Origin of the sequence: Caballeronia sp. AZ10_KS36, from assembly GCF_023631105.1 — a bacterium.
GTDB lineage: Bacteria > Pseudomonadota > Gammaproteobacteria > Burkholderiales > Burkholderiaceae > Caballeronia.
Genome location: NZ_JALQDQ010000001.1, coordinates 52,366 through 77,712, shown reverse-complemented (window position 1 = coordinate 77,712; position 25,347 = coordinate 52,366). Strand labels below are relative to the sequence as shown.

The following is a 25,347-nucleotide window of genomic DNA, read 5'->3' as shown; positions in this document are numbered from 1 at the left end:
TGGCGGAATGCTTTTTGCACTAAACCATAACTAGTCGAAACACGTCCGGCGGCGCGGGTCGAAACGATCCGGCCGCCGGTAGCGTATTTATCCCCAAGAACGAACCAAAGGGCGATCATGTTCCGATTCGTTTTGCGACGCATAGGAATGGTGATACCGACGTTCATCGGCATTACGATTCTCGCGTTCGCGCTCATCCACCTTATCCCGGGCGATCCCATCGAAGTCATGATGGGCGAACGGGGCGTGGACCCGGCGGCCCACGCCGAAGCCATGAAGCGGCTCGGGCTGGACCAGCCGCTACCGCTTCAATACTTCCATTATGTCGGCCATGCGCTCAAGGGCGATCTCGGCACGTCCATCATCACGAACACCAGCGTGATGGGCGAATTCATGGCGCGCTTTCCGGCGACCGTCGAGCTCTCCATCTGCGCGATGATCTTCGCGCTCGTCGTCGGCTTGCCGGCGGGCGTGGCGGCGGCGCTCAAGCGCGGCACGGCGGTCGATCACGGCGTCATGGGCACCGCGCTCACCGGCTATTCCATGCCGATCTTCTGGTGGGGCTTGATCCTCATCATGTTCTTCTCGGCGAAGCTCGGCTGGACGCCTGTCTCGGGCCGGATCGCGGTGGAATACGACATTCCGCACGTCACGGGCTTCATGCTGATCGACTCGCTCTTTTCGAGCGACGAAGGCGCGTTCACGTCGGCGCTCTCGCATCTGATTCTGCCGACCATCGTGCTCGGCACGATTCCGCTCGCGGTCGTCGCGCGCATGACGCGCTCGTCGATGCTCGAAGTGCTGCGCGAGGACTACATCCGCACGGCGCGCGCGAAGGGGCTTTCGCCGCTGCGTGTGGTCGTCGTGCATGCGCTGCGCAACGCGCTGATTCCGGTCGTGACCGTGATCGGGTTGCAGGTCGGCACGCTGCTCGCGGGCGCGGTGCTGACCGAGACGTTGTTCTCGTGGCCGGGCGTCGGCAAGTGGCTCATCGACGCCATTTCGCGCCGCGATTATCCGGTCGTGCAAGGCGGCATTCTGATGATCGCGACGCTCGTGATCGTCGTGAATCTCGTCGTCGATCTGTTGTACGGCGTGTTGAATCCGCGCATTCGCCATACTCGCTGAGGAAACATGGTCCCCTACGCTCACACTTGTTCGCTGCCCCCAAAGGGGGCGCATGCCTCATTCGAGGCGGTTCGGCGCGAGGCATAACGAATGGCTGACGTTCAAAACAATATCCCGCCCGGCGCATTGACGCCGCCGTCCGGCCGCATGGTCGCGGCGCGCGAGTTCTGGGCGAACTTCTCGCGCAATCGCGGCGCGGTGGCGGCGGGCATCATCGTGCTCGTGCTGCTCGTCATCGCGATATTCGCGCCGTTGATCGCGCCGCATAGCCCGATCGAGCAGTATCGCGACTACGTCAAGATTCCGCCCGCATGGCTCGACGGCGGCAACCGCATGTTCCTGCTCGGCACCGACGAAGCGGGCCGCGACATTCTCTCGCGCCTCATGTACGGGGCGCGGCTGTCGTTCTGGATCGGCTTCGTGTCCGTGGTGCTCGCGCTGATTCCGGGCGTCGTGCTCGGGCTCATGGCCGCGTTCTTCCACTGGCTCGACACGCCGATCATGCGCGTGATGGACGTGCTGCTCGCGCTGCCGTCGCTGCTGCTCGCGGTGGCCGTCGTCGCGATCATCGGGCCGGGGCTCGTCAATACGATGCTCGCCATCGCCATCGTCGCGCTGCCGGGTTACGTGCGTCTCACGCGTGCGTCCGCGCTCGGCGAATTGCAGAAGGAGTACGTGACGGCATCGCGCGTGGCGGGCGCGAGCACCGCGCGGCTCATGTTCTCGCAAGTGCTGCCGAACTGCGCCGCGCCGCTCATCGTGCAGGCGACGCTCGGCTTTTCATCGGCGATTCTGGATGCCGCCGCGCTCGGCTTTCTCGGCCTCGGCGTGCAGCCGCCCGCTGCGGAGTGGGGCGCGATGCTCGCTTCGGCGCGCGATTACATCGAAAGCGCATGGTGGATCGTGACGATGCCCGGCCTCTCGATTCTCGTCTCGGTGCTCGTCATCAACCTGCTCGGCGACGGGCTGCGCGACGCGCTCGATCCGAAACTGAAACGGATGGCATGACATGACCGATCTACTGACTATCCGTAACCTGCAAGTGACGTTCGGCGGCACGCAAGCGGTCGATCGCATCAACCTATCGGTGAAGCCGGGCGAAGTGGTCGGCGTCGTCGGCGAATCCGGCTCGGGCAAGAGCGTCACGATGATGGCGCTGATGGGCCTCATCGACCATCCCGGCAAGGTCACCGCCGATCAGATCACCTTCGACGGCCACGACTTGCTCAAGGCATCGGCGCGCGCTCGCCGCAAGATCATCGGCAAGGACATCGCGATGGTGTTTCAGGACGCGCTCACGAGCCTGAACCCGAGTTACACCGTCGGCTATCAGATCAAGGAAGTGCTGCGGCTGCACGAAGGCCTGCGCGGCGATGCGCTCAACAAGCGCGCGCTCGAACTGCTGGACCAGGTCGGCATTCCGGACGCGAAGAACCGCATCGACACGTTTCCGCATCAGATGTCGGGCGGCATGAACCAACGCGTGATGATTGCGATGGCGGTCGCGTGCAATCCGAAGCTGCTGATCGCCGATGAACCGACCACCGCGCTCGACGTGACCATCCAGGCGCAGATCATGGAACTGCTCGTGCGCTTGCAGAAGGAGCGCGGCATGGCGCTCGTGCTGATCTCGCACGATCTGGCGGTCGTGTCCGAGGTCGCGCAGCGCGTCGCGGTCATGTACGCGGGCGAGATCATCGAAACGAACCACGTGCCGGCGATTTTCAGCGAGCCGCATCATCCGTACACGGAGGCGTTGCTCGCCGCGATTCCGGAGCACAGCCGCGGCGCGGCGCGTCTCGCGGCGCTGCCGGGCATGGTGCCGGGCCGCGACGACCGGCCGAGCGGCTGTCTCTTTGCGCCGCGCTGCAAGTATGTGGTCGATGACTGCTGGAAGGGCAGGCCGCATCTGTATCAGCTAGACGCGCGCGATGCGACAGTGCGCGCGCGCTGCATCAAGCCACTGAATGTGGCGCAGGAAGTCGCGCAGGCGGTGCGCGCCGAACGCGAGGCGCAGATTGTCGAGGAGGGCGCGCGATGAACGCGGTACCGAAGGAAAAGACGCAGGACATCGTGCTCGCCGCCGACCGGCTCACGAAGCACTACACCGTGAAGCGCAGCATGTTCACGCAAGGCACGGTGAAGGCGCTCAACGGCGTGTCATTCGAATTGCAGCGCGGGCGCACGCTCGCGGTCGTCGGCGAATCGGGCTGCGGCAAGTCCACGCTCGCACGGCAATTGACGATGATCGAAGCGCCGACGTCGGGCCGGCTGCTGATCGAAGGCGAGGACGTCGCGGGCGCGAGCAAGGCGAAAATCGCGGAACTGCGTCAGCGCGTGCAGATGGTGTTCCAGAACCCGTTTGCATCGCTGAATCCGCGCAAGACCGTCGAGCAGACGCTCGGCGAGCCGCTCGCCATCAACACTAAGCTCTCGTCGACGGAACGCGCCGGGCGCATCGCGCAAATGATGCGCACGGTCGGCTTGCGGCCCGAACACGCGTCGCGCTATCCGCACATGTTTTCGGGCGGGCAGCGGCAGCGCGTGGCGATCGCGCGGGCGATGATTCTCGATCCGCAGATCGTCGTCGCGGACGAACCCGTGTCGGCGCTCGATGTGTCGATTCAGGCGCAGATTCTCAATCTGTTCATGGACCTGCAACAGCAGTTCGGCACGAGCTACGTGTTCATTTCGCACAACTTGTCGGTGGTCGAGCACATTGCCGACGACGTGATGGTGATGTACTTCGGCGGCATCGCCGAGCTGGGCGACAAGAAGACGATCTTCGCGAATCCACGGCATCCGTACACGCGCTCGCTGATGTCCGCGACGCCCGCGATCTTCGAGGAAGACCGGCGCATCAAGATCAAGCTGGAAGGCGAGATGCCCTCGCCGCTCAATCCGCCGTCGGGCTGCACGTTCCACCAGCGTTGCCCGTATGCGATCGAGCGGTGCCGCGTCGAGGAGCCGGCGCTGCGGATGGTCGATGGCCGTCAGGTCTCGTGCCACCGCGCCGAGGAGGTCGGTGAAGGCGACGCCTGAATTGCAGGCGGCGCGGCCGGTCGCTGACCGGGCGCGCCGCGTTGCATCGAGTGCGGCGGCGCTCGCGGTCTGCGCGGCGCTGTGGGTCGCGGCGTTGTCCGCTCGCGCTCGACGCAAGCTCATGGCGTCAACATTGGCGTTCGCGGTCTGCGTCAGCGTGTCGACCGCGAGTTTCGCCGTCACCGGATCGCGTGCGCCGCCGGGCGGCACGCCGCAGCCCGCCGGCGAGGCCAGCGCGACCGACGTCCCCGATTCGCCCGCGCAGCCGTCGCGCGTGGATCGCAGCAACGGCACCACGGCGAGCGGCCCCGTGCGCGCGCAGCCGCCGCACATGCCGTTCTATGTCGCGACGAAGGGCGCGACGACGCTCTACGTGCTCGGCACGCTGCACGTCGGCTTTTCGAGCGACTATCCGCCCGAGCAGCCTTTCCGCCAGCCCATTCTCGCGGCGCTCTATGCGTCGCCGACACTCGCGCTCGAAATCTCCCCGGACGAACTCCTGTCGTCGCAAGACGACGTGAACCGCTATGGCATGTGCCATAGCGAATGTCTGATCGACTATTTGCCGGATTCGATGTGGAAGAAAGTCGAAGCGCGCATGCGCAGCAATCCGGCGGCGCTCAAGGAACTGCGGCATACGCGTCCGTGGCTCGCGTCGATGCTGATCGAAACCTACGACACGCTGAAGGCCGGCTTCCAGAGCGAGTACGGCACCGAGGCGCAATTGCAGAACGTCTATCTGCGCGTGCGCGGGAAGATCGTCGGCTTGGAGACATTGAACGAGCAGATTTCGACGTTCACGCGGCTCACGTCCGCGCAGCAGCGCGAAATGCTCGCGGAAGATCTGGTGCAGACGCCGGCCGAGAACATCGCGGACGTGAAGGAGCTGCATCGGCTATGGCGTATTGGCGATGCCGACGCGCTGAAAGCCTGGGACGACGCGAAAAGCAGCAAGCTCGCGCGGTCGAAGGCGCTCGCCGCGCAGGTGGACAACCGCGTGGTCTACGAGCGCAACCGGCGCTTCGTCGCGCGGATGGTGCAGCTCGCCGCGCCCGACAAGCCGGTGTTCGTGGCCATCGGCGCGCTGCATCTCGGCGGGCCGCGCGGCGTACTGGAGTTGCTGAGAAAGCGCGGGTTCGTGGTCGCGCCTGCCTGACAATCAAGCGCGACCGCCGCGTCAAATGAACATCAGCCAGTTCAGCAAGAAGATGTTCACGATCAGCAACGTCAGCGCGGTGGGCACCTGCACCTTGATGACCGCGTTCTTGTCCGGCAACTCCAGGAGCGCGGCCGGCACGATGTTGAAGTTCGCGGCCATCGGCGTCATCAACGTGCCGCAGTAGCCCGAGAACATGCCGATGGCGACCATCGTCGCGGGATTGCCGTGGAACACGCCGACGAGAATCGGCACGCCGACGCCGCCCGTCATCACGGGGAACGCGGCAAAGCCATTGCCCATCACCATCGTGAACAGCGCCATGCCGATGCAGTACACCGCCACCGCGACGAGCCGGTAATCCATGTTCACGTAAGCCGTCGTGACGTGCGCGACGGCCTTGCCGACGCCCGCATCCGAGAATACGAGTCCGAGCATGCCGAGCATCTGCGGCAGCACGGCGGCCCATGAAAGCGCGTCGATCAGGCGGCGCGTCTCGCGCATCGACTGGCCGACGGTATCGCGCGTCATCACGCACGCCACCGCCAACGCGATCACGCAGCCGATGCCAAAGCCGATCAGCGTCACGTTCTTCAGTTCGATCAGCGGCTTGCCGCCGAACACGAGATGACTCGCGCCGAGCGTGAGGATCACGGTGACGACCGGAATCGTCAGCGCGGGCACGAAGAGCTTGTTGCCGAGACGCACGGCGCTCTGGCGGCGCGTTTCCTCGGAAAGCATCTTGGGCTTCGCGCCGGTGACGCCGCCGAAGCCCGCGATCAGCGCCATCGCCACGACCAGCACGCCGACGACCGATACCGGCAGCCAGTCGCCGATCAGAAAGATCAGCGCATAGACGAGCCAGAACGTGCCGGCCGAAAGCCGCCGCGGATGCGACTTGTCCGTGAGGATCATGCCCGCGACGACCACGAGCACGATGCCGACGAGATAGAACAGATAGTTGATGGTGAGCGTCATGCCTTTTCTCCCGCGACGTTGCGCGTCAGTGCGTCGAGTTCGCGCGTCAGTTGGCGGTCGAGCAGCCACAGCCGGAAGCCGTGGATGAGGAACGCGCAGATGGCCGTCGGGATGCCCCAGACGGCGACGTGCATCGGCTCCACGACAATGCCCGCTTCCTTCAGGAACGTGACCATCAGCACGATCGCGCCGAACGCCACGAAGATGTCTTCGCCGAAGAAAAGGCCCACGTTGTCGGTCGCCGCCGCGTAGGCGCGCAGCTTGAAGCGCACGGCGTCCGAGAGCTTGCCGTGACGCGCTTCGGTCGCGCCTTCGGCCATCGGCGCGAGGAGCGGCCGCACCATCTGCGGATGACCGCCCAAACCGGTCAGCCCGACCGCCGCCGTCAACTCACGCACGAGCAGATAGACGATCAAGAGGCGTCCGGCCGTCGCCGCGCGAATGCTCGAAATCCAGATCTGCGCGCGCTCGCGCAGCCCGTGGCGTTCGAGCAGGCCGATCACCGCGAGCGGCAGCAGGATGATGAGCGGAATATTGCGCGTCTTCAGAAAGCCGCTGCCGATCGCGGTGAGAATGCGCTCGGGCGGGAAGTGCGCCGCCAGGCCGGTGACGATCGCGGCGGCGGCCACGATCAGCATCGGATTGAAGCGCAGCACGAAGCCCACGATGATGACGGCCACGCCGATGAGCGGCCATAAATTGACTGCGGTTGCCATGAGATCTCCAAACGGTTTGTCGATTCAAACATCGCGCCTCGATGCGAGCGCGTGGTGACAGCGAACGACGGGCGGCTCTTGCGGCCGCTTGCTAAAACGCCCCGGCAAGGCGGGGCGTTCGATGCTCCAAAAAAGGCTCAGGCGGCTCGAGCGGCGCGAACGCCGATGCCCGCATCCGCGAGCGCGCCGCGAATGCGCCGGGCGAACGCCAGCGCGTGCTCGCCGTCGCCGTGCAGGCAGATGGTCTGCGCGTTGAGCGGCACCCAGTCGCCCGAGACGGCCTGCACGCGCTGGTCGCGGACCATCGAGAGCGTGCGTTCGAGCACGGCGTCTTCGTCGTCGAGCAGCGCGCCCGGCTCCTTGCGCGGCACGAGCGAACCGTCCGCGCGATAACCGCGATCCGCGAACACTTCTTCGATGGCGACGAGCCCCGCGCGCCGAGCCGCATCGATCAGGCCGCTATTGGCGAGACCGAAGACGAGCAGCGACGGATCGAAGTCGCGCACGGCGGCAGCGATGGCATCCGCGATTTCCGGCGTCCTGGCCGCCTGGTTGTAGAGCGCGCCGTGCGGCTTCACATGCGCGATGCGCCCGCCTTCCGCCTTCGCAATGGCCGCGAGCGCGCCGAGTTGATACAGCACGCCCGCGTAGATTTCGTCGGGCGGCAGGTCCATTTCCTTGCGGCCGAAGTTCTCCGGATCGTTGAAGCTCGGATGCGCGCCGATCGCCACGCCCTTTTGCACCGCCCAGCGCACGCAGTCGCGCATGGCAGTCGCGCCGCCCGCATGCCAGCCGCACGCGATGTTCGCGGAGCTGACGAGGTCGAGCAGGGCTTCGTCGGAGCCGCAGCCTTCGCCGAGATCGGCGTTCAGATCGATCTGCATGATGATGTCGTTTGAGGTAGTCGTTGCGTTGGGTTGTCCTTCATCGCCCGATGCGTTCTTCGTGCATCGCGATGGCCGTTTCCACCTGGCTCACGTACTGGCGCTCTTCGGCGAGCGCGTGGCGCGCTTCCTCCACCGATGTCTCGACGAAGCGCACGCCGCCGTTCAGCCGCACTTGCGCGAGCTTCCACAAGTCGGCCTTGATGACCGCGCCGATCTTCGGATAGCCGCCCGTGGTCTGCGCGTCGCCCATCAGGATGATCGGCTGGCCGTTCGGCGGGACCTGAATCGTGCCGGGCAGCACCGCGTGAGAGAGCAGTTCCGTCTTCGCGCGGCGTTCCAGCGGCGTGCCCGCGAGCCGGAAGCCCATGCGGTTGCTGTTCGGCGTGATGGTCCATTCGTCGTCCCAGAAGTCGCGCTGCGACTCGTCGGTGAAGCTCGCGTACTCCGGGCCGCGCAGCACGCGAATCGGCGCGGCCCACGCGTGGCCGGGCGCGTGGCGGCCGCGGCGCACGGGTTCATCGACGAGCACGAACTTGCACCACGCGGGCGCTTTCACGCCGAACGCGGGTTCTTCCGGCGAAAACGCGATGCCTTTGTGCGGCTGCGGCACGCCCACCGGCAAGCGATCGCCGTCGCGCAGCGCGCGTCCGCCGAGTCCGCCGAAGCACGCGCCGAGATCGGTGCTGCGCGAGCCGAGCATCGGCAACACGTCGATGCCGCCCGCGATGCACACGTAACAGCGCATGCCGCGCTTGGCCGCGCGCAGCGTCAGTTCCTGGCCCGCGCGCACGGGCAGGCTCCACCACGAATAGACCGGCATGTCGTCGAGCGTCGCGCCGAAGTCCGTGCCCGTGATGGCGATGCGCGTCGCGCGCTTGAAGCGCAGCACGGTCGGCCCGAACGTCACTTCGATGCCCGCCGCATCCGGCCGGTTGCCGACGATGCGATTGCCGATTTCGAGCGACAGCGCATCGAGCGCACCGCCCGAACTCACGCCGAGATGCCGGTAACCGGGGCGGCCGAGATCCTGCACCGAGGAGAGCACGCCCGCGCGAATCACGTCGATCATGCGCGCACCTCCACCGGGATGAAGCGCACGCGGTCGCCGGGCTGCATGAGCGTCGGCGGATTGCGGGCCGGGTCGAAGAGCTTCACGTCCGTGCGGCCGAGCAGTTGCCAGCCTCCCGGCGAGGTCGCCGGATAAATGCCCGTCTGCGCCCCGCCGATGCCGACCGATCCCGCCGGCACTTCGAGGCGCGGCTCGCGGCGGCGCGGCATGTGCAGCGCGGGATCGAGCCCGCCGAGATACGCGAAGCCCGGCTGGAAGCCGAGAAAGAACACGATGTATTCGGCTTGCGTGTGACGCTTCACGACTTCATCGACCGACAAGCCGACGTGCTCGGCCAGCGCCGCGAGGTCGGGGCCGTCGTCGCCGCCGTAGCGCACCGGAATGTCGATCTGCGTGCCTTCCGTGTCGGCGTGGCCGGCCACGTCCCATTGCGCGTCGAGTTGCGCCGCGAGGCTTGCGTAGTCGGCCTCGAGCGGATCGAACACGATCGTCAGGTTGTTCATGCCCGGCACGACCTCCACGACATGCGGCAGCAGGCGCGCGTAATCCGCGAGCGTCCAGATGCGGCGCTGACATTCGATCGTGGCGGGCGGCGCGACGTCGCAGACGAGCGCGCTTTCGCCGAGCGGATAAATTCGTGGTCTGGTCATGCGTTCGAGTATGTCCTTCGAGCACGGCGGCGTTTTCTTGGGAAGACCGCTTTCGCGACGCCGTCTCAGAATGTTACATTGTCAATAAATTATCAAGAAATTATCAATACGCGTTTGTCTGGAGTGTGGCGCGAACGCATTGCGCTACACTGCGACGCACTTTTCTACGGTCATCGCCATGTCGCGTCAGCCAACCAAGATCGTGTCGTCCGAGCACCTCGTCTCCGAAACCAGCGCCGAGCTCTCCGAATTCGAGTACGCGCTCATCATGGCGAGCAACGCGTTCAACCGATGGATGGTGCGCTGCATGTCGGCGGCGGGCGCGAAGGACATGACGGCGGTGGAAGTGTCGCTGCTGCATCACGTGAACCACCGCGACCGCAAGAAGAAGCTCGCGGACATCTGCTTCGTGCTGAATATCGAGGACACGCATGTGGCGACCTACGCGCTCAAGAAACTCGTGACGCGCGGCTATGTGACGAGCGAAAAGGCCGGCAAGGAAGTGTTCTTCACGACGACGCCGGCGGGCCGCGAGCTGTGCGGCAAGTACCGCGAAGTGCGGGAAAGCTGCCTGATTTCCGCGCTGCGCGAAAGCCGGCTGACCAACGAACAGATCGGCGAGGCGGCGCAACTGATGCGCAATGCATCCGGCCTCTACGACACCGCCGCGCGCGCGGCGGCGTCGCTCTAGGCGCGGCTCAGTAGCGGGCCGCTTCGGTGACGATCGCATCGAGCGGCATGTCGTGCGATTCGCGCGGCAGCGCGCCGAGCTTGGCCATTTCATACGCTATGCCGATGGTCGCCGGCTTCTTCGCGACCGGCCACGCGGCGAGCGTGCGGTCGTAATAGCCGCCGCCGTAGCCGAGGCGGTATCGGTCCGCATCGAAACCGACGCACGGCACGAGCAGCAATTCCGGCACGACGACTCTCTCTTCTTCCGGCACGGGAATGCGATAGCGGCCCGGCTTCATCGGCGATTGCGCGTGCCATGCGTGAAAGGCCATCGGCGCATGCGGCTGCACGACGACCGGCAATGCGGCTTCGCGAGCATCGTCCGATGCGAGCCAATCCGCGATGACCGCGCGCGCGTCGAATTCGCCCGCCACCGGCCAGTAAAAGCCGATGCACCGGACCGCGCGCTCATCGAGCAGCGCGCGCAGCCGCTCGGCCAGCGCCGCGTTGCGCGCCGTTTGCGCCGGGCCTTCGGCCTGCGCCTCGCGGCGCGCGAGCAGCGTGGCGCGCAGGGCGCTCTTCGGCTCCGCGCGGACAGGTTCCGCGCAAACGTTGCGTGCTATGCTTTCAACCGATCTTTGGACCACCTCGCGCTCCAGTAATAACGATGTCAAAACGCTTCAACCGAGTATATCTTGCGGTCGGTTACGCCCTTGCCGCCGCGACGCTCGTCGCCTGCGGCACGGCCTCGGCCGTGCGCCCGGACGCCGACTTTTCGCCGTCCCCCGACGACCGCGTCTTCATGCAGTTGCGCGAGGCGTCCCGCGCGAACGATGCCGGCCGTGCCGCCGCGCTCGCCGCGCAGATTCCGAATTACCCGGCGCCGGGTTACGTCGAATACTTCACGATCAAGCCGCAGCTTTTCGATGCGCAAGGCCACGCGCGCCCCGACGCGCCCGACGCGCCGGTGCTCTCGTTCCTGCAACGCTACGACGGCCAGGCCATTGCCGACCGCATGCGCAACGACTACCTCGTGGTGCTCGGCGGCCGTCACGACTGGCGCAACTTCGAGCAGCAGTATTCGCGCTTCGTGTTGAACGACGACACGCAGGTCAAATGCTATGCGCTCGAAGCGCGGCAGTCGCGCGGCGAGAACATCGCGGAGGCCGCGCGCGCGCTGCTCGTCGATCCGAAATGGTACGGCGACGGCTGCGTGGATCTGATCGCGGCGCTCGCGGAGTCCGGCCAGTTCACGAGCGACGACATCTGGCAGCAGATCCGCCTCGCCTACGAGCAAAACTACACGACGACCGGCGCGAATATCGTCGATGCGCTCGGCCAGGAACGGCCGAAGCCCGAACTCCTCGACAACGCCGTCAACAAGCCGCCGCTTTATCTGGCGCGCGGCGTCATGCCGAACACGCCGGCGCATCAACTGACGCTGCTCGCGATCACGCGCCTCGCGCGCAACGATCCGGCGATGGCCGCGGCCACGTTCAGTTCCGTCGCGCCGGGCCTCACGCCAGCCGAGCGCGCGATCGGCTGGGGCACCATCGGCTATCAGGCGGCGCTAAAGCGCATGCCGTCGGCGGCGGACTGGTATCGGCTGTCGGCGAATGCGCCGTTGTCGAATCCGGCGTACGAATGGCGCACGCGCAGCGCGCTGCTCGCGGGCGACTGGAACATGGTCCGCTGGTCCATCGAGCAGATGCCGCCCACGCTGCGCAGCCAGCCCGCGTGGGTCTACTGGCACGCGCGCGCCGTCAAGCAGGCGGGTGACGCGGCCACGGCCAGTCAGGAATTCCAGAGCATCGCGGATCAATACAACTTCTACGGCCAGCTCGCGCTGGAAGAGCTCGGCCAAAAGATCACGCTGCCGCCGCGCACGACCGTCTCCGACGCCGAGATCGCGCAGATGCAGTCGGTGCCGGGCTTCGCGCTGTCGCAGCGTTTCTATGCGCTCAACATGCGGCTTGAGGGCAATCGCGAATGGAACTGGCCGCTGCGCAGCATGACCGACCGTCAGTTGCTTGCCGCCGCGCAATACGCAAAGCGCATCGAGCTGTACGACCGCACGGTGAACACCGCCGACAAGACCAAGACCGAGCACGATTTCACGCTGCGGTATCTCTCGCCATTCCGCGAGATCGTCGAGCGCGACGCGCAAAGCACCGGGCTCGACACCGAATGGGCCTACGGTCTGATTCGCCAGGAATCGCGCTTCATCATCAATGCGCGCTCGGAAGTGGGCGCGGGCGGCCTCATGCAGTTGATGCCCGGCACGGCGCAACTCGTCGCGAAGAAGATCGGTCTCGGGTCGCTGTCGCGCGCGCAGATGAACGACATCGACACCAACATTCTGCTGGGCACGAACTACCTGTCGATGATCTACAATCAGTTCGACAACTCGCCGGTGCTCGCCACCGCCGGCTACAACGCCGGTCCGGGCAGGCCGCGCCAATGGCGGCAGGATTTGCGCGCGCCGGTCGAGGGCGCGGTTTTTGCTGAAACCATTCCGTTTTCCGAGACGCGCGATTACGTGAAGAACGTGCTGTCGAACACCGTGTACTACGCGGCGCTGTTCGAAGGCCGTCCGCAATCGCTGAAGGCGCGGCTGGGTTATATCGCGCCGTAAGCGCGCTTCACGCCACGCCGCGCTCGGCCATCCGTTCATCGGAAGCACGCGCGGCGGCTCGTCCTTACCTCTAGCCCCGCATTCGTCAGCGCAAGCGGACAGCCGCGACACAAGAGGCGAACATGCAACATCAGAACGTGGCGATCATCGGCGGCTCCGGCTTTATCGGCAGCCATCTCGTCAACGCGCTGGTCGATCTCGGCAAGAACGTGCGGATTGCGACGCGCCGTCGCTCGAACGCCGCGCATCTGACGCTACTGCCCGTGGACGTGCTCGAAACCGATGTTCACGATCCCATCAAGCTCGCCGCGTTCGTCGCCGAAGCCGATGCGGTCATCAATCTCGTCGGCGTGTTGCAGGGGCGGCGCGGCGATCCGTACGGCCCCGAGTTCGCGCGAGCGCATGTCGAACTGCCGCGCAAGATCGTCGCGGCGTGCGCGGCGAAGGGCGTGCGCAGGCTCATTCATATGAGCGCGATCGGCGCGGACTCGGAAGGTCCGAGCATGTATCTGCGCTCGAAGGGCGATGGCGAGAAGCAGGTTCGCGAGTCCGGCCTCGACTGGACCATTTTCCGCAGTTCGGTCGTGTTCGGTCCCGAGGACAATCTGCTCAACCAGTTTGCCTTCCTCGAGCGGCTGTTTCCGGTGATTCCGCTCGCGTGCGCGGACGCAGAATTCCAGCCGGTTTTCGTCGGCGATGTCGCGAAGGCCATCGTCAACGTGCTCGACCTCGACGCCGCGAACCGCATGGTCTACGAACTCGCAGGCCCCGCCGTCTATACGCTCGCGGAACTCGTGCGCTTCGCGGGCGCGACCATCGGCAAACATGCGCGCATCGTCAAGCTGCCCGAGAGTCTCGGCCGCCTTCAGGCGATGACGCTGGAAATGGCGCCCGGCGAACCGCTGATGTCGCGCGACAACCTCGATTCGATGAGGACGCCGAGCATCGCGAGCGGGCCGCTTGCGCCGGAACTCGGCATCGGCGAGCCGGCGAGCATCGAGGCGATCGCGCCGCTGTATCTCACCGGCATGTCGCCGCGCTCGCGCTTCAATACTTTCCGCGCCACGGCGCACCGTTGATTTTCAGACCGCATGAAACTCGTTATCGGCGACAAGAATCTCTCTTCCTGGTCCATGCGTCCCTGGGTGCTGCTCAGGCATTTCGGCATTCCGTTCGATGAAGTGCTCATCCGGCTCGGCCAGCCCGGCACCAAGGCGAAGATTCTCGATGTGACGCCCTCGGGCAAAGTGCCGTGCCTTATCACCGATAGCGGCGAGACCGTATGGGAATCGCTCGCCATCATGGAAACGCTTGCCGAGCGGTATCCGCAGCACGCGCTCTGGCCGCGCGATGCCGCCGCCCGCGCGCACGCGCGCAGCATCAGCGCGGAGATGCACGCGGGCTTCGCCGACCTGCGCCAGAACATGCCGATGCACATCACGGCGATGGAGCCGGGCATCGGCGCGACGCCCGGTGCGCTCGCGGATATCGCGCGGATCGACGCGATCTGGAGCCGCTGCGTCGCGCAGTCGGGCGGGCCGTTCCTGTTCGGCGACTTCAGTATTGCGGACGCCATGTTCGCGCCGGTCGTCATGCGCTTCAACTCATATGCGCCCGCCATCAGCGAGTCCGCGCGCGAGTACGCGGCTCGCGTGACGGCGTTGCCCGCCGTGGCCGCGTGGATCGACGACGCACGGAAGGACGACGCGCGATGAATATCTACGCGGTAGGCGGCGCGATTCGCGACGCGTTGCTGGGCGTGCCGGTGGTGGATCGCGATTACGTGGTCGTCGGCGCGACGCCCGAGCAGATGGTCGCGCAAGGGTACAAGGCGGTCGGCAAGGACTTTCCGGTGTTCCTGCATCCGGTGACGCACGAGGAATACGCGCTCGCGCGGACCGAGCGCAAGACGGCGGCGGGCTATCACGGCTTTCAGTTCTACTATTCGCCGGATGTGACGCTGGAGGAGGACCTGGCGCGCCGCGATCTCACGATCAACGCGATGGCGCGCGAGGTCAACGCGGCGGGCGAACTGACCGGCCCGGTGATCGACCCGTTCGACGGACAGAGCGACCTCAGCGAGAAGCGTTTCCGGCATGTGGGCGATGCGTTCATCGAAGATCCCGTGCGGATACTTCGGCTCGCGCGATTCGCCGCGCGCTTCGCGGACTTCACCGTCGCGCCGGACACGGAAGCGTTGATGAAGAAGATGGTCGAAGCCGGCGAAGTCGATGCGCTCGTCCCCGAGCGCGTGTGGCAGGAGATCTCGCGCGGGCTGATGGAGAAGCGGCCGTCGCGCATGTTCGAGGTGCTGCGCGGCTGCGGCGCGCTCGCGCGGATTCTGCCGGAGGTCGATGCGCTATGGGGCGTGCCGCAGCGCGCCGACTATCACCCGGAAGTGGACACCGGCGTGCATGTGATGATGGTGGTGGACTATGCGGCCTCGCAGGGCTATGCGCTGCCGGTTCGCTTTGCCGCGCTCACGCACGATCTCGGCAAGGCGACCACACCGGACGATATCTTGCCGCGGCATCTCGGTCACGAGGGACGCAGTGTCGATTTGCTGAAGCCGTTGTGCGAACGCCTGCGCGTGCCGAACGAATGCCGCGATCTGGCGCTGCTCGTCGCGCGGGAGCACGGCAATATTCATCGCGTGATGGACATGGGCGCGGCGGCGCTCGTGCGGCTTCTCGAACGCACCGATGCGCTGCGCAAGCCGGCGCGCTTTGCCGAGGCGCTACAGGCGTGTGTCGCGGATGCGCGCGGGCGGCTCGGGCTCGAGCAGACGGAGTATCCGCAGGCGGAGCGGCTGCGGGAGGCGCTCGTGGCGGCGCGGTCCGTCGATGCTGGGGCTGTGGCGCAGCGGTTTGCGCATGAGCCTTCACGGATCAAGGATGCGGTGCATGAGGCGCGGGTGGAGGCGGTCGCTAGGGTGTTGAGCGGGGGCCGCTCGGGGGCGCTTTGTTCTTCTTCTTGAACTTTGGGTTCGTGTTGGGCGGGTGGTGCGTTGTCCTATCTTTCTTTCTTTCTTTCTTTCTTTCGTTCGTTCGTTCGTTAGTGAACTTGATTTCGCGTCGGTCTATTAGCATTGCCCCTCCCCGGGGCGGGGGTCACTTTCTTTGCTGCTGCAAAGAAAGTAACCAAAGAAAGCAGCTTTTTTTTGGCCCGCAGCGGCAAGAGCGTGGTCACTTCGCAGAACGGCATTGGCCCTCAGCTTGAATCAACCCTGAATCACCTTCCGCGCCCGCTGACCACCACGTCCTCCGAGCCCTTGGCTCGATAAAACCAACAGGACACAACGGCTCTGCGCGGAAGTAGACACATCGCGAGTCAAGCCAAGGCAAGCCAAGCAAACCAAGCAAGCATCAGCGAGCGCAACCAAATCGATAAAGGACCGCGATCGGCGACGAGCGCGTGCATATACGCGCCGCGTCCCTCCGCGCTTAGGGTAGGGGTTCTCGTTGACTTTGTTGTTCAGTGATGCGGAGTGCCCCACTGGTTTTATCGAGCCAAGGGGCTCGGAGGACGTGGCGCTCAGCGGGCGCGGAAGGTGATTCAGGGTTGATTCAAGCTGAGGGCCAATGCCGTTCTGCGAAGTGACCACGCTTTTGCTGCTGCGGGCCAAAAAAAAGCTGCTTTCTTTGGTTACTTTCTTTGCAGCAGCAAAGAAAGTGACCCCCGCCCCGGGGAGGGGCAACGCTAATAGACCGACACGAATACAAGTTTCACGAAACAAAGCGGCAGAAAACCAAAGCGCTATTACGGAGCTAGCCGAGCCAGCCGCGCCACGCCGAAAGGCAAACAATCAAAGCGCCCGAGCAATCAAAGAAAGCAAAATAGAAATCACCACCGTGGACATAAACGGAAACGAATACTCCCGCCCGAAAATCCGCAAAGTAAAATCCCCGGGCAACCGTCCAATGCCAAACTTCCTGAGCCAAGGCATCGACCCGGAAAGAATCGCAAGCGCGATGAACGTCGTGACTACCCAGCGAATCATGACCGCAGCCTCATAACGCGTGCGACCGATCGCCCGCAGCGAAGGCATCGAGCGTCCCCTCGATGCCGCGTGAAAACGCGATTACCTTGAACAGCTCGCCCATCTCCGCCTCCGAAAGCAGCTTCTGCACCGCATTCGCCGCAGGCAGGAATCGCTTCACGTCCGCAGGATCGAGCGCGCTGAGCACATCGGTGATGCCGGCATTCATCAGAAACCGCGCCTGCGACGTAAAGCCGAGCAAATCCGCGCCCGTTTCCACGCCGGCCTCCGCGATGCCCGTGAACTCGACGTGCGCCGTCAAATCCTGCAATCCAGGATAAAGGAACGGGTCCGCATGCGCGCGATGCCGGTAATGACACATCAACGTGCCGGTCGCGCGCTGTGCATGATAGAACTCACGCCGCGGAAAGCCGTAGTCGATGAAAAACGCCGCGCCGCGCTTGAGCATCGTGCAAACCGTCTTCGTGAACGCGAGCGCGGCCTCGTGCGTCTCCGTCAGATATTCGGTGAATGGCTCGTCGTCGTTCGCCTCGTCGATGGCCGCGTCGATCAGCTCGATCTGCGCATCGGGCGTGACCGCGCGATCATCGAAAGCGAAGCCTTCGTCCTGCATCACGACGCCGCGTTCGTGCCACGCGCCCAGTTTGCGCACGACGAGGCGCACCGGCATCGCGTCCAGCACTTCGTTGCCGACCACCACGCCTTCGAACGCATCGGGCAGCGCGCCCAGCCATTCGACCTTCGCGGCGAAAGCAGGCGCTTGCGCTTCGATCGTCGCGCGCTGACGCTCGCGCAGCTCGCCGGACAGATCGACTATCGCGTAACCGTCAATCTCCACGCCGAGGTCGGCGAGCGCCGTCAGCAAACCCGCCGCGAGCTTGCCCGTGCCCGCGCCGAATTCCATCACGCGCCGCGTGCCGCTCTCCTGCAAAGCCTGCGCGATGGGGCGCGCAAGCGTCGTCGCAAAGAGCGGCGACAACTCCGGCGCGGTGATGAAGTCGCTGCCGTCTTCGGCGCGCCGTCCGAATTTCATGGCGCCGCCGCTGTAGTAGCCGAGGGCCGGCGCGTAAAGCGCAAGTTCCATGTATTGGTCGAACGGCAGCCAGCCGCCCGCCGCCGCGATGCGTTCGCGGATCACTTCAGTCAGCGCCGCCGATTGCGCGAGCGCGTCGGGGCCGGGAGCAGGTAAACTATCGGTTGGTCGATTCGGATTCATCCCAGTATTGTAAATGAGCGCCTCCACGCCGCTTTCTCCCGCCAATTCGCCGTCTTCGGGCGCGAATGCGCCGCTGTCGCCGGCGTCATCCACGCAGCGCGGGCGCGCCGTGCTCGTGACGGGCGCGGGAAAGCGCATCGGGCGGGGCATCGCGCTGGAATTCGCGCGTCAGGGCTGGGACGTCGGCGTGCATTACGGCCGCTCGGAGCAGGAAGCGCGCGAAACCGTCGCGCAAATCGAGTCGCTCGGGCGGCGCGCGGTGGCGCTGAACGCGGATCTCGGCATCGAAGCCGAAGTCGCGCAGCTCGTGCCGGCGTGCGTCGAAACCTTCGGCGCTTTGCATTGCGTCGTCAACTGCGCGTCGCGTTTCGATGAAGACACCGCCGCCGACTTCGGCTACGCGAAGCTCATGCAGATGACCGCCGTCAACGTCGCCGCGCCGCTCACGCTCGCGCGCACGCTGCACGAAGCCACGCCCGATGCCGCCGAAGACGACGAATCGCTGCGCGCCGTGGTCATCAACGTGCTCGACCAGAAGCTCTACAACATGAACCCGGATTACCTGTCCTACACGCTGACGAAGGCGGCGCTCGACACGGCCACCGTCGCGCTCGCGCAGGCGCTCGCGCCGAAACTGCGCGTGGTCGGACTCGCGCCGGGCCTCACGCTGATCTCCGCCGCGCAGACGCCCGAATCGTTCGAAGCGGCGCATCGCGTGACGCCGCTCAAGCGCGCATCGACGGTTGCGGACGTGGCGCAGGCCGCGTGCTATCTGGCGAACGCGCACGGCGTGACCGGCACGACGCTCGTGGTCGATGGCGGCCAGCATCTCGTGCCGAGCCCGCGCGACGTGATGTACATGATCGGCGCGGCAAAAACCTGAACCGCGCCGCGATAACTATTGGATAACGCCATGCTTGCCGCACTTTCTCATCCCCGGCTGACCGATTGCCGGCGGCTTTTTCTGCGCAACTACGAAGTGCGCATCAATATCGGCGTGCATGACTTCGAAAAGCGCGGCGAGCAGCGCGTGGTGTTCAACGTCGAGCTGTTCGTGCCGCTCGCGCTGTCCACGCCCGTTGCGGACAAGCTCTCCGAAGTGGTCGATTACGACTTCATGCGCTCGACCATCGCGGCGCGCGTGAATCGCGGCCACATCCATCTACAGGAAACGCTGTGCGACGACGTCGCCGCCGCCTTGCTCGCGCATCCGAACGTGCGCGCGGTCGCGGTATCGACGCAAAAGCCCGACGTCTATCCCGACTGCGACGCGGTGGGCGTCGAAGTCTTTCGCATCAAAGAGGAACGAGCATGAACGCGCGTGAAGCCATGGAACACGCAGAAGAGCAGAAGCCCGCGCGCGAGGCGTTGACCAGGCGACAGCAGAAAGAAGCGTACGAGAACAACAAGCTCTTCAAGCGGATCGCGCGTCAGGTCGGGCAGGCGATCGGCGACTTCAACATGATCGAGCAGGGCGACAAGGTCATGGTCTGCCTGTCCGGCGGCAAGGACAGCTACGCGATGCTCGACATCCTCATGCGCCTGCGCGAGCGCGCGCCGATCGACTTTGACATCGTCGCCGTCAATCTCGATCAGAAGCAGCCGGGCTTTCCCGAGCACGTGCTGCCCGAGTATTTAGCCAAGCTGGAGATTCCGTTTCATATCGAGAATCAGGACACGTACAGCATCGTCAAGCGGCTCGTGCCGGAAGGCAAGACCACGTGTTCGCTGTGCTCGCGGCTGCGGCGCGGCATTCTGTATCGCGTGGCGGGCGAACTGGGCGCGACGAAGATTGCGCTCGGGCACCATCGCGACGACATTCTGCAAACGCTTCTGCTCAACATGTTCTACGGCGGCAAGCTGAAGGGCATGCCGCCCAAGCTGCAATCCGACGACGGCAAGAACGTCGTGATTCGTCCGCTCGCCTATGTGAAGGAAACGGACCTCGAAAAATTCGCCGAACTGCGCGAATTCCCGATTATTCCGTGCAATCTCTGCGGCAGTCAGCCGAACCTGAAGCGCGCCGAGATGAAGGCGCTGATTCGCGAGTGGGACAAGCGTTTCCCGGGCCGCGTCGAGAACATGTTCAATGCACTTTCCAACGTCGTGCCGTCGCATCTGATGGATCCCGCCCTCTTTCCGTTCGCGAGCCTGCGCGCCACCGGCGAGGCCGATCCACAAGGCGATATCGCGTTCGACGAAGAACCGTGCGCAAGCGAACCGTCAGCATCGCGAAACGCCATTTCAATTGTTCAGTTCGACGATCTGTGAAAGCGCGTAGCACGAGACGCGGCGCGGCTTTCACGGGCGTTTTCGAAAAAGTTCGCATGCTATATTGGCGCGACCTGAAACCTGCAGAACTCAAGCGATGAACATCGTGATTCTGGCTGCCGGCATGGGCAAGCGCATGCGCTCCGCCCTGCCGAAAGTCCTTCATCCTCTGGCGGGCCGGCCGCTCCTCGCGCATGTCATCGACACGGCGCGCACGCTGTCGCCCACGCGCCTCGTCGTGGTGGTCGGACACGGCGCCGAGAAGGTGCGCGAAGCCGTCGGCGCGCCCGACGTGCAATTCGCCGTGCAGGAGCAGCAGCTCGGCACCGGACACGCCGTACAGCAGGCGCTGCCGCTTCTTGTTTCTTCCGTGCCGACGCTCGTTCTGTACGGCGACGTGCCGCTCACGCGCGCCAGCACGTTGAAGCGTCTGCTCGATGCCGCCGGGACCGAACGCTACGGCGTGCTGACCGTGGCGGTGGACGATCCGACCGGCTACGGGCGCATCGTGCGCGACGCGGGCGGCGCGGTGCGAAAGATCGTCGAGCAGAAAGACGCGAGCGAAGCGGAGCGGCGCATTACCGAGATCAACACGGGCATCGTCGTTTCGCCGACGCGCACGCTCGAACAATGGCTCGCGTCGCTGAAGAACGACAACGCGCAAGGCGAGTTCTATCTGACGGACGTGGTCGAGCGCGCGATCGAAGCGGGCGTCGAGGTCGTCACCGCGCAGCCGGACGCCGAATGGGAAACGCTCGGCGTGAACAGCAAAGTGCAACTGGCAGAACTGGAGCGCATTCATCAGCGCAACGTCGCGTATGCCTTGCTGGACGCGGGCGTGACGCTCGCTGATCCGGCGCGCATCGACGTGCGCGGCACGCTCGAATGCGGCGCGGACGTGACCATCGACGTCAACTGCGTGTTCGAAGGCCGCGTGACGCTTGGCGACAACGTGAGCATCGGGCCGAACTGCGTGATCCGCGATGCGTCGATCGGCGCGGGAACGCGCGTGGATGCGTACACGCATATCGAAGGCGGCACGGCCGGCGCGAACGTCGTGCTCGGACCGTACGCGCGGCTGCGTCCGGGCGCCGTGCTCGGCGACGAAGCGCATGTCGGCAATTTCGTCGAAGTGAAGAACGCGGTGATGGGCCGCGGCTCGAAGGCGAACCATCTCACGTACATCGGCGATTCGGATATCGGGGCGCGCGTGAACGTGGGCGCGGGCACGATCACCTGCAATTACGACGGCGCGAACAAGCATCGCACCGTGATCGGCGACGACGTGTTCATCGGCTCGGATACGCAGCTCGTGGCGCCGGTGCGCGTGGGGCGCGGCGTGACCATCGCGGCGGGCACGACCGTCTGGAAGGATGTCGGCGAAGGCGAACTGGTGCTGAACGAAAAGCGCCAGGTCAGCAAGACGGACTACATCCGGCCGACCAAGAAGAAAGTATGAAGCGCGCGAGGCCGGGCCGGAAGGCTCGGCCTTTTTTCATTGTGCGTTCGGTTTTGACATCAAAGGAATAACGCCATGTGCGGAATTGTCGGCGCGGTTGCGCAACGGAATATCGTCTCGGTGCTCGTCGAAGGATTGCGGCGGCTCGAATATCGCGGCTACGACTCGTGCGGCGTGGCCGTGCTGAGCAACGGCGAGCCGCGCCGGGCGCGCAGCGTCGCGCGCGTGTCGGATCTCGACGCGCAGGTGCGGGAAACCGGCATAGGCGGCATGACGGGCATTGCGCACACGCGCTGGGCGACGCACGGCGCGCCGGTCACCGACAACGCGCACCCGATCTTTTCGCGCGATACCGTCGCGCTCGTGCATAACGGCATCATCGAGAATTACGAGTCGCTGCGCACGATGCTGCGCGACAAGGGCTACGAGTTCGTGTCGCAGACGGATACCGAAGTCATCGCGCATCTGATTCACAGCATGTATCGCGGCGATCTGTTCCAGACCGTGCGCGAGGCCGTCAAGCAACTGCACGGCGCGTATGCCATCGCGGTGATGCACAAGGATCAGCCGCATACGGTGGTGGGCGCGCGCCAGGGTTCGCCGCTCGTGGTGGGCGTGGGCCAGGGCGAGAACTTTCTGGCATCGGACGCGCTCGCGCTTGCCGGCAGTACGGACCGCTTCGCGTTTCTGGAAGAAGGCGATGTCGTCGAGATCTCGCTCGACGGCGTGAAGATTGCCGACCGCGACGGCCTGCCCGCCGAGCGCGAAGTGCGCGTCGTGACGGCTTACGGCGGCGCGGTGGAACTCGGGCCGTATCGCCATTTCATGCAGAAGGAGATCTTCGAGCAGCCGCGCGCGATCACGGACACCATTCCGCAAGCCGACAGTTTCGAGCCGCGTCTCTTCGGCGAGGAAGCGGGCGACGTGTTCGCCGGCATCGACAGTCTCTTGATTCTCGCGTGCGGCACGAGCTACTACTCGGGGCTGACGGCGAAGTACTGGCTCGAATCCATCGCGAAGATTCCGACGCAAGTCGAGATTGCGAGCGAGTACCGGTATCGCGAATCGGTGCCGAATCCGAAGGCGCTGGTCGTCGTGATTTCGCAGTCGGGCGAAACCGCCGATACGCTCGCCGCGCTCAAGCACGCGCAATCGCTCGGGCACGCGCATACGCTTGCTGTCTGCAATGTGGGGACGAGCGCGATGGTTCGCCAGACGGAACTCGCGTTTCTGACGCACGCGGGGACGGAAATCGGCGTGGCGTCGACCAAGGCGTTCACGACGCAGCTCGTCGGCCTGTTCGTGCTGGCCGTGACGCTGGCGAAGATGCGCGGCCGCGTCGATGCGAAGCAGGAAGCGGCGTATCTCGGTCAGTTGCGTCACTTGCCTGCGGCGCTGAACAGCGTGTTGGCGTTGGAGCCGCAGATCATCGCGTGGTCGGAAGAGTTCGCGCGCAAGGAGAATGCGCTGTTCCTCGGGCGGGGGCTGCATTATCCGATCGCGCTCGAAGGCGCGCTGAAGTTGAAGGAGATCTCGTATATCCACGCCGAGGCGTATCCGGCGGGCGAACTGAAGCACGGACCGCTCGCGCTCGTGACCGAGGCGATGCCGGTTGTCACCGTCGCGCCGAACGACGCGCTGCTGGAGAAGCTGAAGTCGAACATGCAGGAAGTGCGCGCGCGTGGCGGCGAACTGTATGTGTTCGCGGATGCCGATACGCGCATCGTCAGCGAGGACGGGATTCATGTGATCCGCATGCCGGAGCACTACGGGGCGCTGTCGCCGATTCTGCATGTCGTGCCGCTGCAGCTGCTCGCGTATCACACGGCTTGCGCACGCGGGACCGATGTCGATAAGCCACGCAATCTGGCGAAGTCGGTGACGGTGGAGTGAGTTTGGAGAAATAGAAGCGTTTAGAGATAAACGCTTCTCCCTTTGCACGCAATTCGGTCCTCGTTCTCGGTTGCCAAATCCTTGGCGTTCGAGGCGAGGGCGCGCCGCATACTCAGTCATGCGAAAGAAATTGCAGCAGGAACTTCGCACCCGCTCTGGCACAGCCCGAGGACTAAGCAACAGCACCGCCCCAGCGGACGAACAATGCGAAGGCGTCGATCACGCTGTGCCTGGCAGCGGACTCGATCCCAGTACTGCCGCAGCGATGAGCACCGTCACAAGAACGATTGACTCGAGATGCAATACCCTCGAGAAGCGCTTCAGCGCGAGAGCGACTTGGCGCAGGCTGCCTCCGTGGAGCGAGGCGAGCAGTTGCGGCATCGCGAAGAATCGATTGTGCCCCCCGAGAGCGGCCGCGAGCAGGACAAGCCCCAGCTTCAACAAAAGGATTTGCCCATAAGCTGATGCGATGAAGCCGGCCGGGCTTCCTATGCTGCGCCACCCGTTATATGCGCCTGTCGCGAACAGGACGACGAGCGAGACCGTAGCGGTGTCGGATAGCGTCTGGATGAACGAGGCGCCGTTCTCACGGTCCGTCTCCTCCGCAGACACAAGGCGCGGAGCGACAACATAGCTCGTTGCGATCACGAGCCCAACCCATACGCTGATGCTGAGGAGATGGATCCAATCCGCCCAGACGCGCAGCGAGAAGAAGCCTGCGTCGACGGAGTGCCCGGTATTGCTTCTTGCCAGCGCGACTCCGGCAATACACAGCCAAGCGACGGGCATCCGTCGGGCGCGCGTCGTCGGCGGCAACGACAACAGCACGAGCGCCCCGAAGCCGAGCAAGCCCGCTGCAAACCACGCATGGCCATACCCCGTTTCTCTCAGCATCATGTAGACCGCTGGTCCGGCTTCGGCAAGTGTCGATTCGCTCATCAATGCGCAGTGAATCCAGAATGCCGCAGTACTGAACAATAACGATGCGAGGCATGCCAGCCGCGCGGCGAGCATCAGCCGTTTGCCGACGTCTGCCTGCCAGTGAGATGCGCTCCGAAGAAGCCACCTGTCGCAGAGCAGCGCACCCACCAGCGCCGCAAAGCCGATGTTCTGCAGGACGACCAGCGTCAGTCGTAGCACGCCGAGGAAACCGTCGTTCATCACTTCACCGTGAAAGTGTAGGTGCCCTTGGTCCTGTGCGAGTCACTCGTCATTACGCTCCACTGCACGGTGTACACGCCCGATTCCAGCTTGGGCAACGAAACCTCGAGCACCCGGGGGTTCGTCGAGTCGATCGTCGCCTTCTTGTTCGTCGCCGATGCACCGGCCGCATTCAAGACCTTGATGGCGCTGAACGAGGACTCGACGTTTTCGTTGAACCTCAAGCGCAACACGTCGGGCGGGGCGTCGACCGTGCTGCCTGCCGCGGGTGTCGCGCTTTCGAGCTTTCCATGCGCCGACGCAGCAACGGGCAGCCCCAGGACCGCCGTCGCCAGAATAGGCGCGAGGCCCTTGTTGATCACCTTTCTCATGCTTACCTTTTCGTACGAAATGTTGGAGGTTGCGAGCCGTTCG

General features: G+C 64.9%; 25 protein-coding genes. 15 read left to right on the top strand and 10 right to left on the bottom strand.

Annotated elements, in window-relative coordinates; translation table 11 throughout:
• Positions 1 to 117 precede the first annotated feature (117 nt).
• From NCR35_RS00410 to NCR35_RS00390, 5 genes are all read left to right on the top strand, one after another.
• A complete protein-coding gene (locus NCR35_RS00410; protein ID WP_175938496.1) occupies positions 118 to 1,128 on the top strand; it encodes an ABC transporter permease subunit in 1,011 nt (336 codons plus the stop codon).
• A gap of 90 nt (positions 1,129 to 1,218) precedes the next feature.
• Positions 1,219 to 2,136 (top strand): ABC transporter permease subunit, encoded by a 918-nt coding sequence (locus NCR35_RS00405; RefSeq protein ID WP_250532584.1) that lies wholly within the window; start codon positions 1,219 to 1,221, stop codon positions 2,134 to 2,136.
• A 1-nt stretch (position 2,137) separates the two neighbouring features.
• Positions 2,138 to 3,169 carry an ABC transporter ATP-binding protein gene (locus tag NCR35_RS00400; RefSeq protein WP_250532583.1) on the top strand — a complete coding sequence of 344 codons (1,032 nt, stop codon included), beginning with the start codon at positions 2,138 to 2,140 and terminating at the stop codon, positions 3,167 to 3,169.
• A complete protein-coding gene (locus tag NCR35_RS00395; protein WP_250532582.1) occupies positions 3,166 to 4,170 on the top strand; it encodes a peptide ABC transporter ATP-binding protein in 1,005 nt (334 codons plus the stop codon). Before NCR35_RS00400 ends, NCR35_RS00395 begins: the two co-directional genes overlap by 4 nt.
• Entirely contained in the window at positions 4,115 to 5,326 is a 1,212-nt protein-coding gene (locus NCR35_RS00390) for a TraB/GumN family protein (protein WP_250532581.1), read from the top strand. Before NCR35_RS00395 ends, NCR35_RS00390 begins: the two co-directional genes overlap by 56 nt.
• A gap of 21 nt (positions 5,327 to 5,347) precedes the next feature.
• Here NCR35_RS00390 and NCR35_RS00385 read toward each other — a convergent pair whose 3' ends face one another.
• The 5 genes from NCR35_RS00385 to pxpB form a co-directional block, all read right to left on the bottom strand.
• Positions 5,348 to 6,304 (bottom strand): DUF979 domain-containing protein, encoded by a 957-nt coding sequence (locus tag NCR35_RS00385; protein WP_244847454.1) that lies wholly within the window; start codon positions 6,302 to 6,304, stop codon positions 5,348 to 5,350.
• Positions 6,301 to 7,020 (bottom strand): DUF969 domain-containing protein, encoded by a 720-nt coding sequence (locus tag NCR35_RS00380; RefSeq protein WP_175938485.1) that lies wholly within the window; start codon positions 7,018 to 7,020, stop codon positions 6,301 to 6,303. The genes NCR35_RS00385 and NCR35_RS00380 overlap by 4 nt, the downstream gene beginning before the upstream one ends.
• Positions 7,021 to 7,157: 137 nt before the next feature.
• Entirely contained in the window at positions 7,158 to 7,904 is a 747-nt protein-coding gene (pxpA, locus tag NCR35_RS00375; protein ID WP_250532580.1) for a 5-oxoprolinase subunit PxpA, read from the bottom strand.
• A 40-nt stretch (positions 7,905 to 7,944) separates the two neighbouring features.
• The gene (locus NCR35_RS00370) at positions 7,945 to 8,976 is read right to left on the bottom strand and encodes a 5-oxoprolinase subunit C family protein (RefSeq protein ID WP_250532579.1); all 1,032 of its coding nucleotides are present in this window, start codon (positions 8,974 to 8,976) and stop codon (positions 7,945 to 7,947) included.
• Positions 8,973 to 9,626, bottom strand: a complete 654-nt coding sequence (gene pxpB / locus NCR35_RS00365; RefSeq protein ID WP_250532578.1) for a 5-oxoprolinase subunit PxpB — start codon at positions 9,624 to 9,626, stop codon at positions 8,973 to 8,975. The genes NCR35_RS00370 and pxpB overlap by 4 nt, the downstream gene beginning before the upstream one ends.
• Positions 9,627 to 9,804: 178 nt before the next feature.
• Between pxpB and NCR35_RS00360 the strand changes: the two genes are divergently transcribed.
• Positions 9,805 to 10,317, top strand: a complete 513-nt coding sequence (locus NCR35_RS00360; protein WP_175938477.1) for a winged helix DNA-binding protein — start codon at positions 9,805 to 9,807, stop codon at positions 10,315 to 10,317.
• A 7-nt stretch (positions 10,318 to 10,324) separates the two neighbouring features.
• On the opposite strand, the gene NCR35_RS00355 is transcribed toward NCR35_RS00360, so the two are convergent.
• On the bottom strand, positions 10,325 to 10,957 hold the full coding sequence (locus NCR35_RS00355; RefSeq protein WP_502801633.1) for a 5-formyltetrahydrofolate cyclo-ligase: 633 nt from the start codon (positions 10,955 to 10,957) through the stop codon (positions 10,325 to 10,327).
• Between the two features lie 8 nt (positions 10,958 to 10,965).
• Between NCR35_RS00355 and NCR35_RS00350 the strand changes: the two genes are divergently transcribed.
• The 4 genes from NCR35_RS00350 to NCR35_RS00335 all read left to right on the top strand — a co-directional run bounded on the left by NCR35_RS00350 (position 10,966) and on the right by NCR35_RS00335 (position 15,910).
• On the top strand, positions 10,966 to 12,933 hold the full coding sequence (locus tag NCR35_RS00350) for a lytic transglycosylase domain-containing protein (RefSeq protein WP_250532576.1): 1,968 nt from the start codon (positions 10,966 to 10,968) through the stop codon (positions 12,931 to 12,933).
• A 122-nt stretch (positions 12,934 to 13,055) separates the two neighbouring features.
• On the top strand, positions 13,056 to 14,012 hold the full coding sequence (locus NCR35_RS00345) for a complex I NDUFA9 subunit family protein (RefSeq protein ID WP_250532575.1): 957 nt from the start codon (positions 13,056 to 13,058) through the stop codon (positions 14,010 to 14,012).
• A gap of 12 nt (positions 14,013 to 14,024) precedes the next feature.
• The gene (locus tag NCR35_RS00340) at positions 14,025 to 14,648 is read left to right on the top strand and encodes a glutathione S-transferase family protein (protein ID WP_250532574.1); all 624 of its coding nucleotides are present in this window, start codon (positions 14,025 to 14,027) and stop codon (positions 14,646 to 14,648) included.
• Positions 14,645 to 15,910: a multifunctional CCA addition/repair protein gene (locus tag NCR35_RS00335; protein WP_250532573.1), complete on the top strand. Its 1,266-nt coding sequence runs from the start codon at positions 14,645 to 14,647 to the stop codon at positions 15,908 to 15,910. The genes NCR35_RS00340 and NCR35_RS00335 overlap by 4 nt, the downstream gene beginning before the upstream one ends.
• Positions 15,911 to 16,738: 828 nt before the next feature.
• On the opposite strand, the gene NCR35_RS00330 is transcribed toward NCR35_RS00335, so the two are convergent.
• Together NCR35_RS00330 and NCR35_RS00325 are read right to left on the bottom strand one after the other, a co-directional pair.
• Positions 16,739 to 16,933 carry a DUF2905 domain-containing protein gene (locus NCR35_RS00330; RefSeq protein WP_175940549.1) on the bottom strand — a complete coding sequence of 65 codons (195 nt, stop codon included), beginning with the start codon at positions 16,931 to 16,933 and terminating at the stop codon, positions 16,739 to 16,741.
• Between the two features lie 10 nt (positions 16,934 to 16,943).
• Positions 16,944 to 18,149 (bottom strand): class I SAM-dependent methyltransferase, encoded by a 1,206-nt coding sequence (locus NCR35_RS00325; RefSeq protein WP_250532572.1) that lies wholly within the window; start codon positions 18,147 to 18,149, stop codon positions 16,944 to 16,946.
• Positions 18,150 to 18,162: 13 nt separating this feature from the next.
• Here NCR35_RS00325 and NCR35_RS00320 point away from each other — a divergent pair, with 13 nt between their 5' ends.
• From NCR35_RS00320 to glmS, 5 genes are all read left to right on the top strand, one after another.
• Positions 18,163 to 19,032, top strand: coding sequence for an SDR family oxidoreductase (locus NCR35_RS00320; RefSeq protein ID WP_250532570.1), 870 nt, complete (start codon positions 18,163 to 18,165; stop codon positions 19,030 to 19,032).
• 30 nt (positions 19,033 to 19,062) lie between these two features.
• Entirely contained in the window at positions 19,063 to 19,464 is a 402-nt protein-coding gene (locus NCR35_RS00315; protein ID WP_175938461.1) for a dihydroneopterin aldolase, read from the top strand.
• The gene (gene ttcA, locus NCR35_RS00310; protein WP_250532569.1) at positions 19,461 to 20,420 is read left to right on the top strand and encodes a tRNA 2-thiocytidine(32) synthetase TtcA; all 960 of its coding nucleotides are present in this window, start codon (positions 19,461 to 19,463) and stop codon (positions 20,418 to 20,420) included. The genes NCR35_RS00315 and ttcA overlap by 4 nt, the downstream gene beginning before the upstream one ends.
• A 97-nt stretch (positions 20,421 to 20,517) precedes the next feature.
• Complete coding sequence (gene glmU / locus NCR35_RS00305) at positions 20,518 to 21,879, top strand: bifunctional UDP-N-acetylglucosamine diphosphorylase/glucosamine-1-phosphate N-acetyltransferase GlmU (RefSeq protein ID WP_250532568.1); 1,362 nt, start codon at positions 20,518 to 20,520, stop codon at positions 21,877 to 21,879.
• Between the two features lie 75 nt (positions 21,880 to 21,954).
• Entirely contained in the window at positions 21,955 to 23,772 is a 1,818-nt protein-coding gene (gene glmS / locus NCR35_RS00300) for a glutamine--fructose-6-phosphate transaminase (isomerizing) (RefSeq protein WP_244847439.1), read from the top strand.
• Positions 23,773 to 23,991: 219 nt separating this feature from the next.
• On the opposite strand, the gene NCR35_RS00295 is transcribed toward glmS, so the two are convergent.
• Entirely contained in the window at positions 23,992 to 24,933 is a 942-nt protein-coding gene (locus NCR35_RS00295; protein ID WP_250532567.1) for a CopD family protein, read from the bottom strand.
• Positions 24,933 to 25,304: a copper homeostasis periplasmic binding protein CopC gene (gene copC, locus NCR35_RS00290; RefSeq protein ID WP_250532566.1), complete on the bottom strand. Its 372-nt coding sequence runs from the start codon at positions 25,302 to 25,304 to the stop codon at positions 24,933 to 24,935. Before copC ends, NCR35_RS00295 begins: the two co-directional genes overlap by 1 nt.
• Between the last annotated feature and the right edge of the window lie 43 nt (positions 25,305 to 25,347).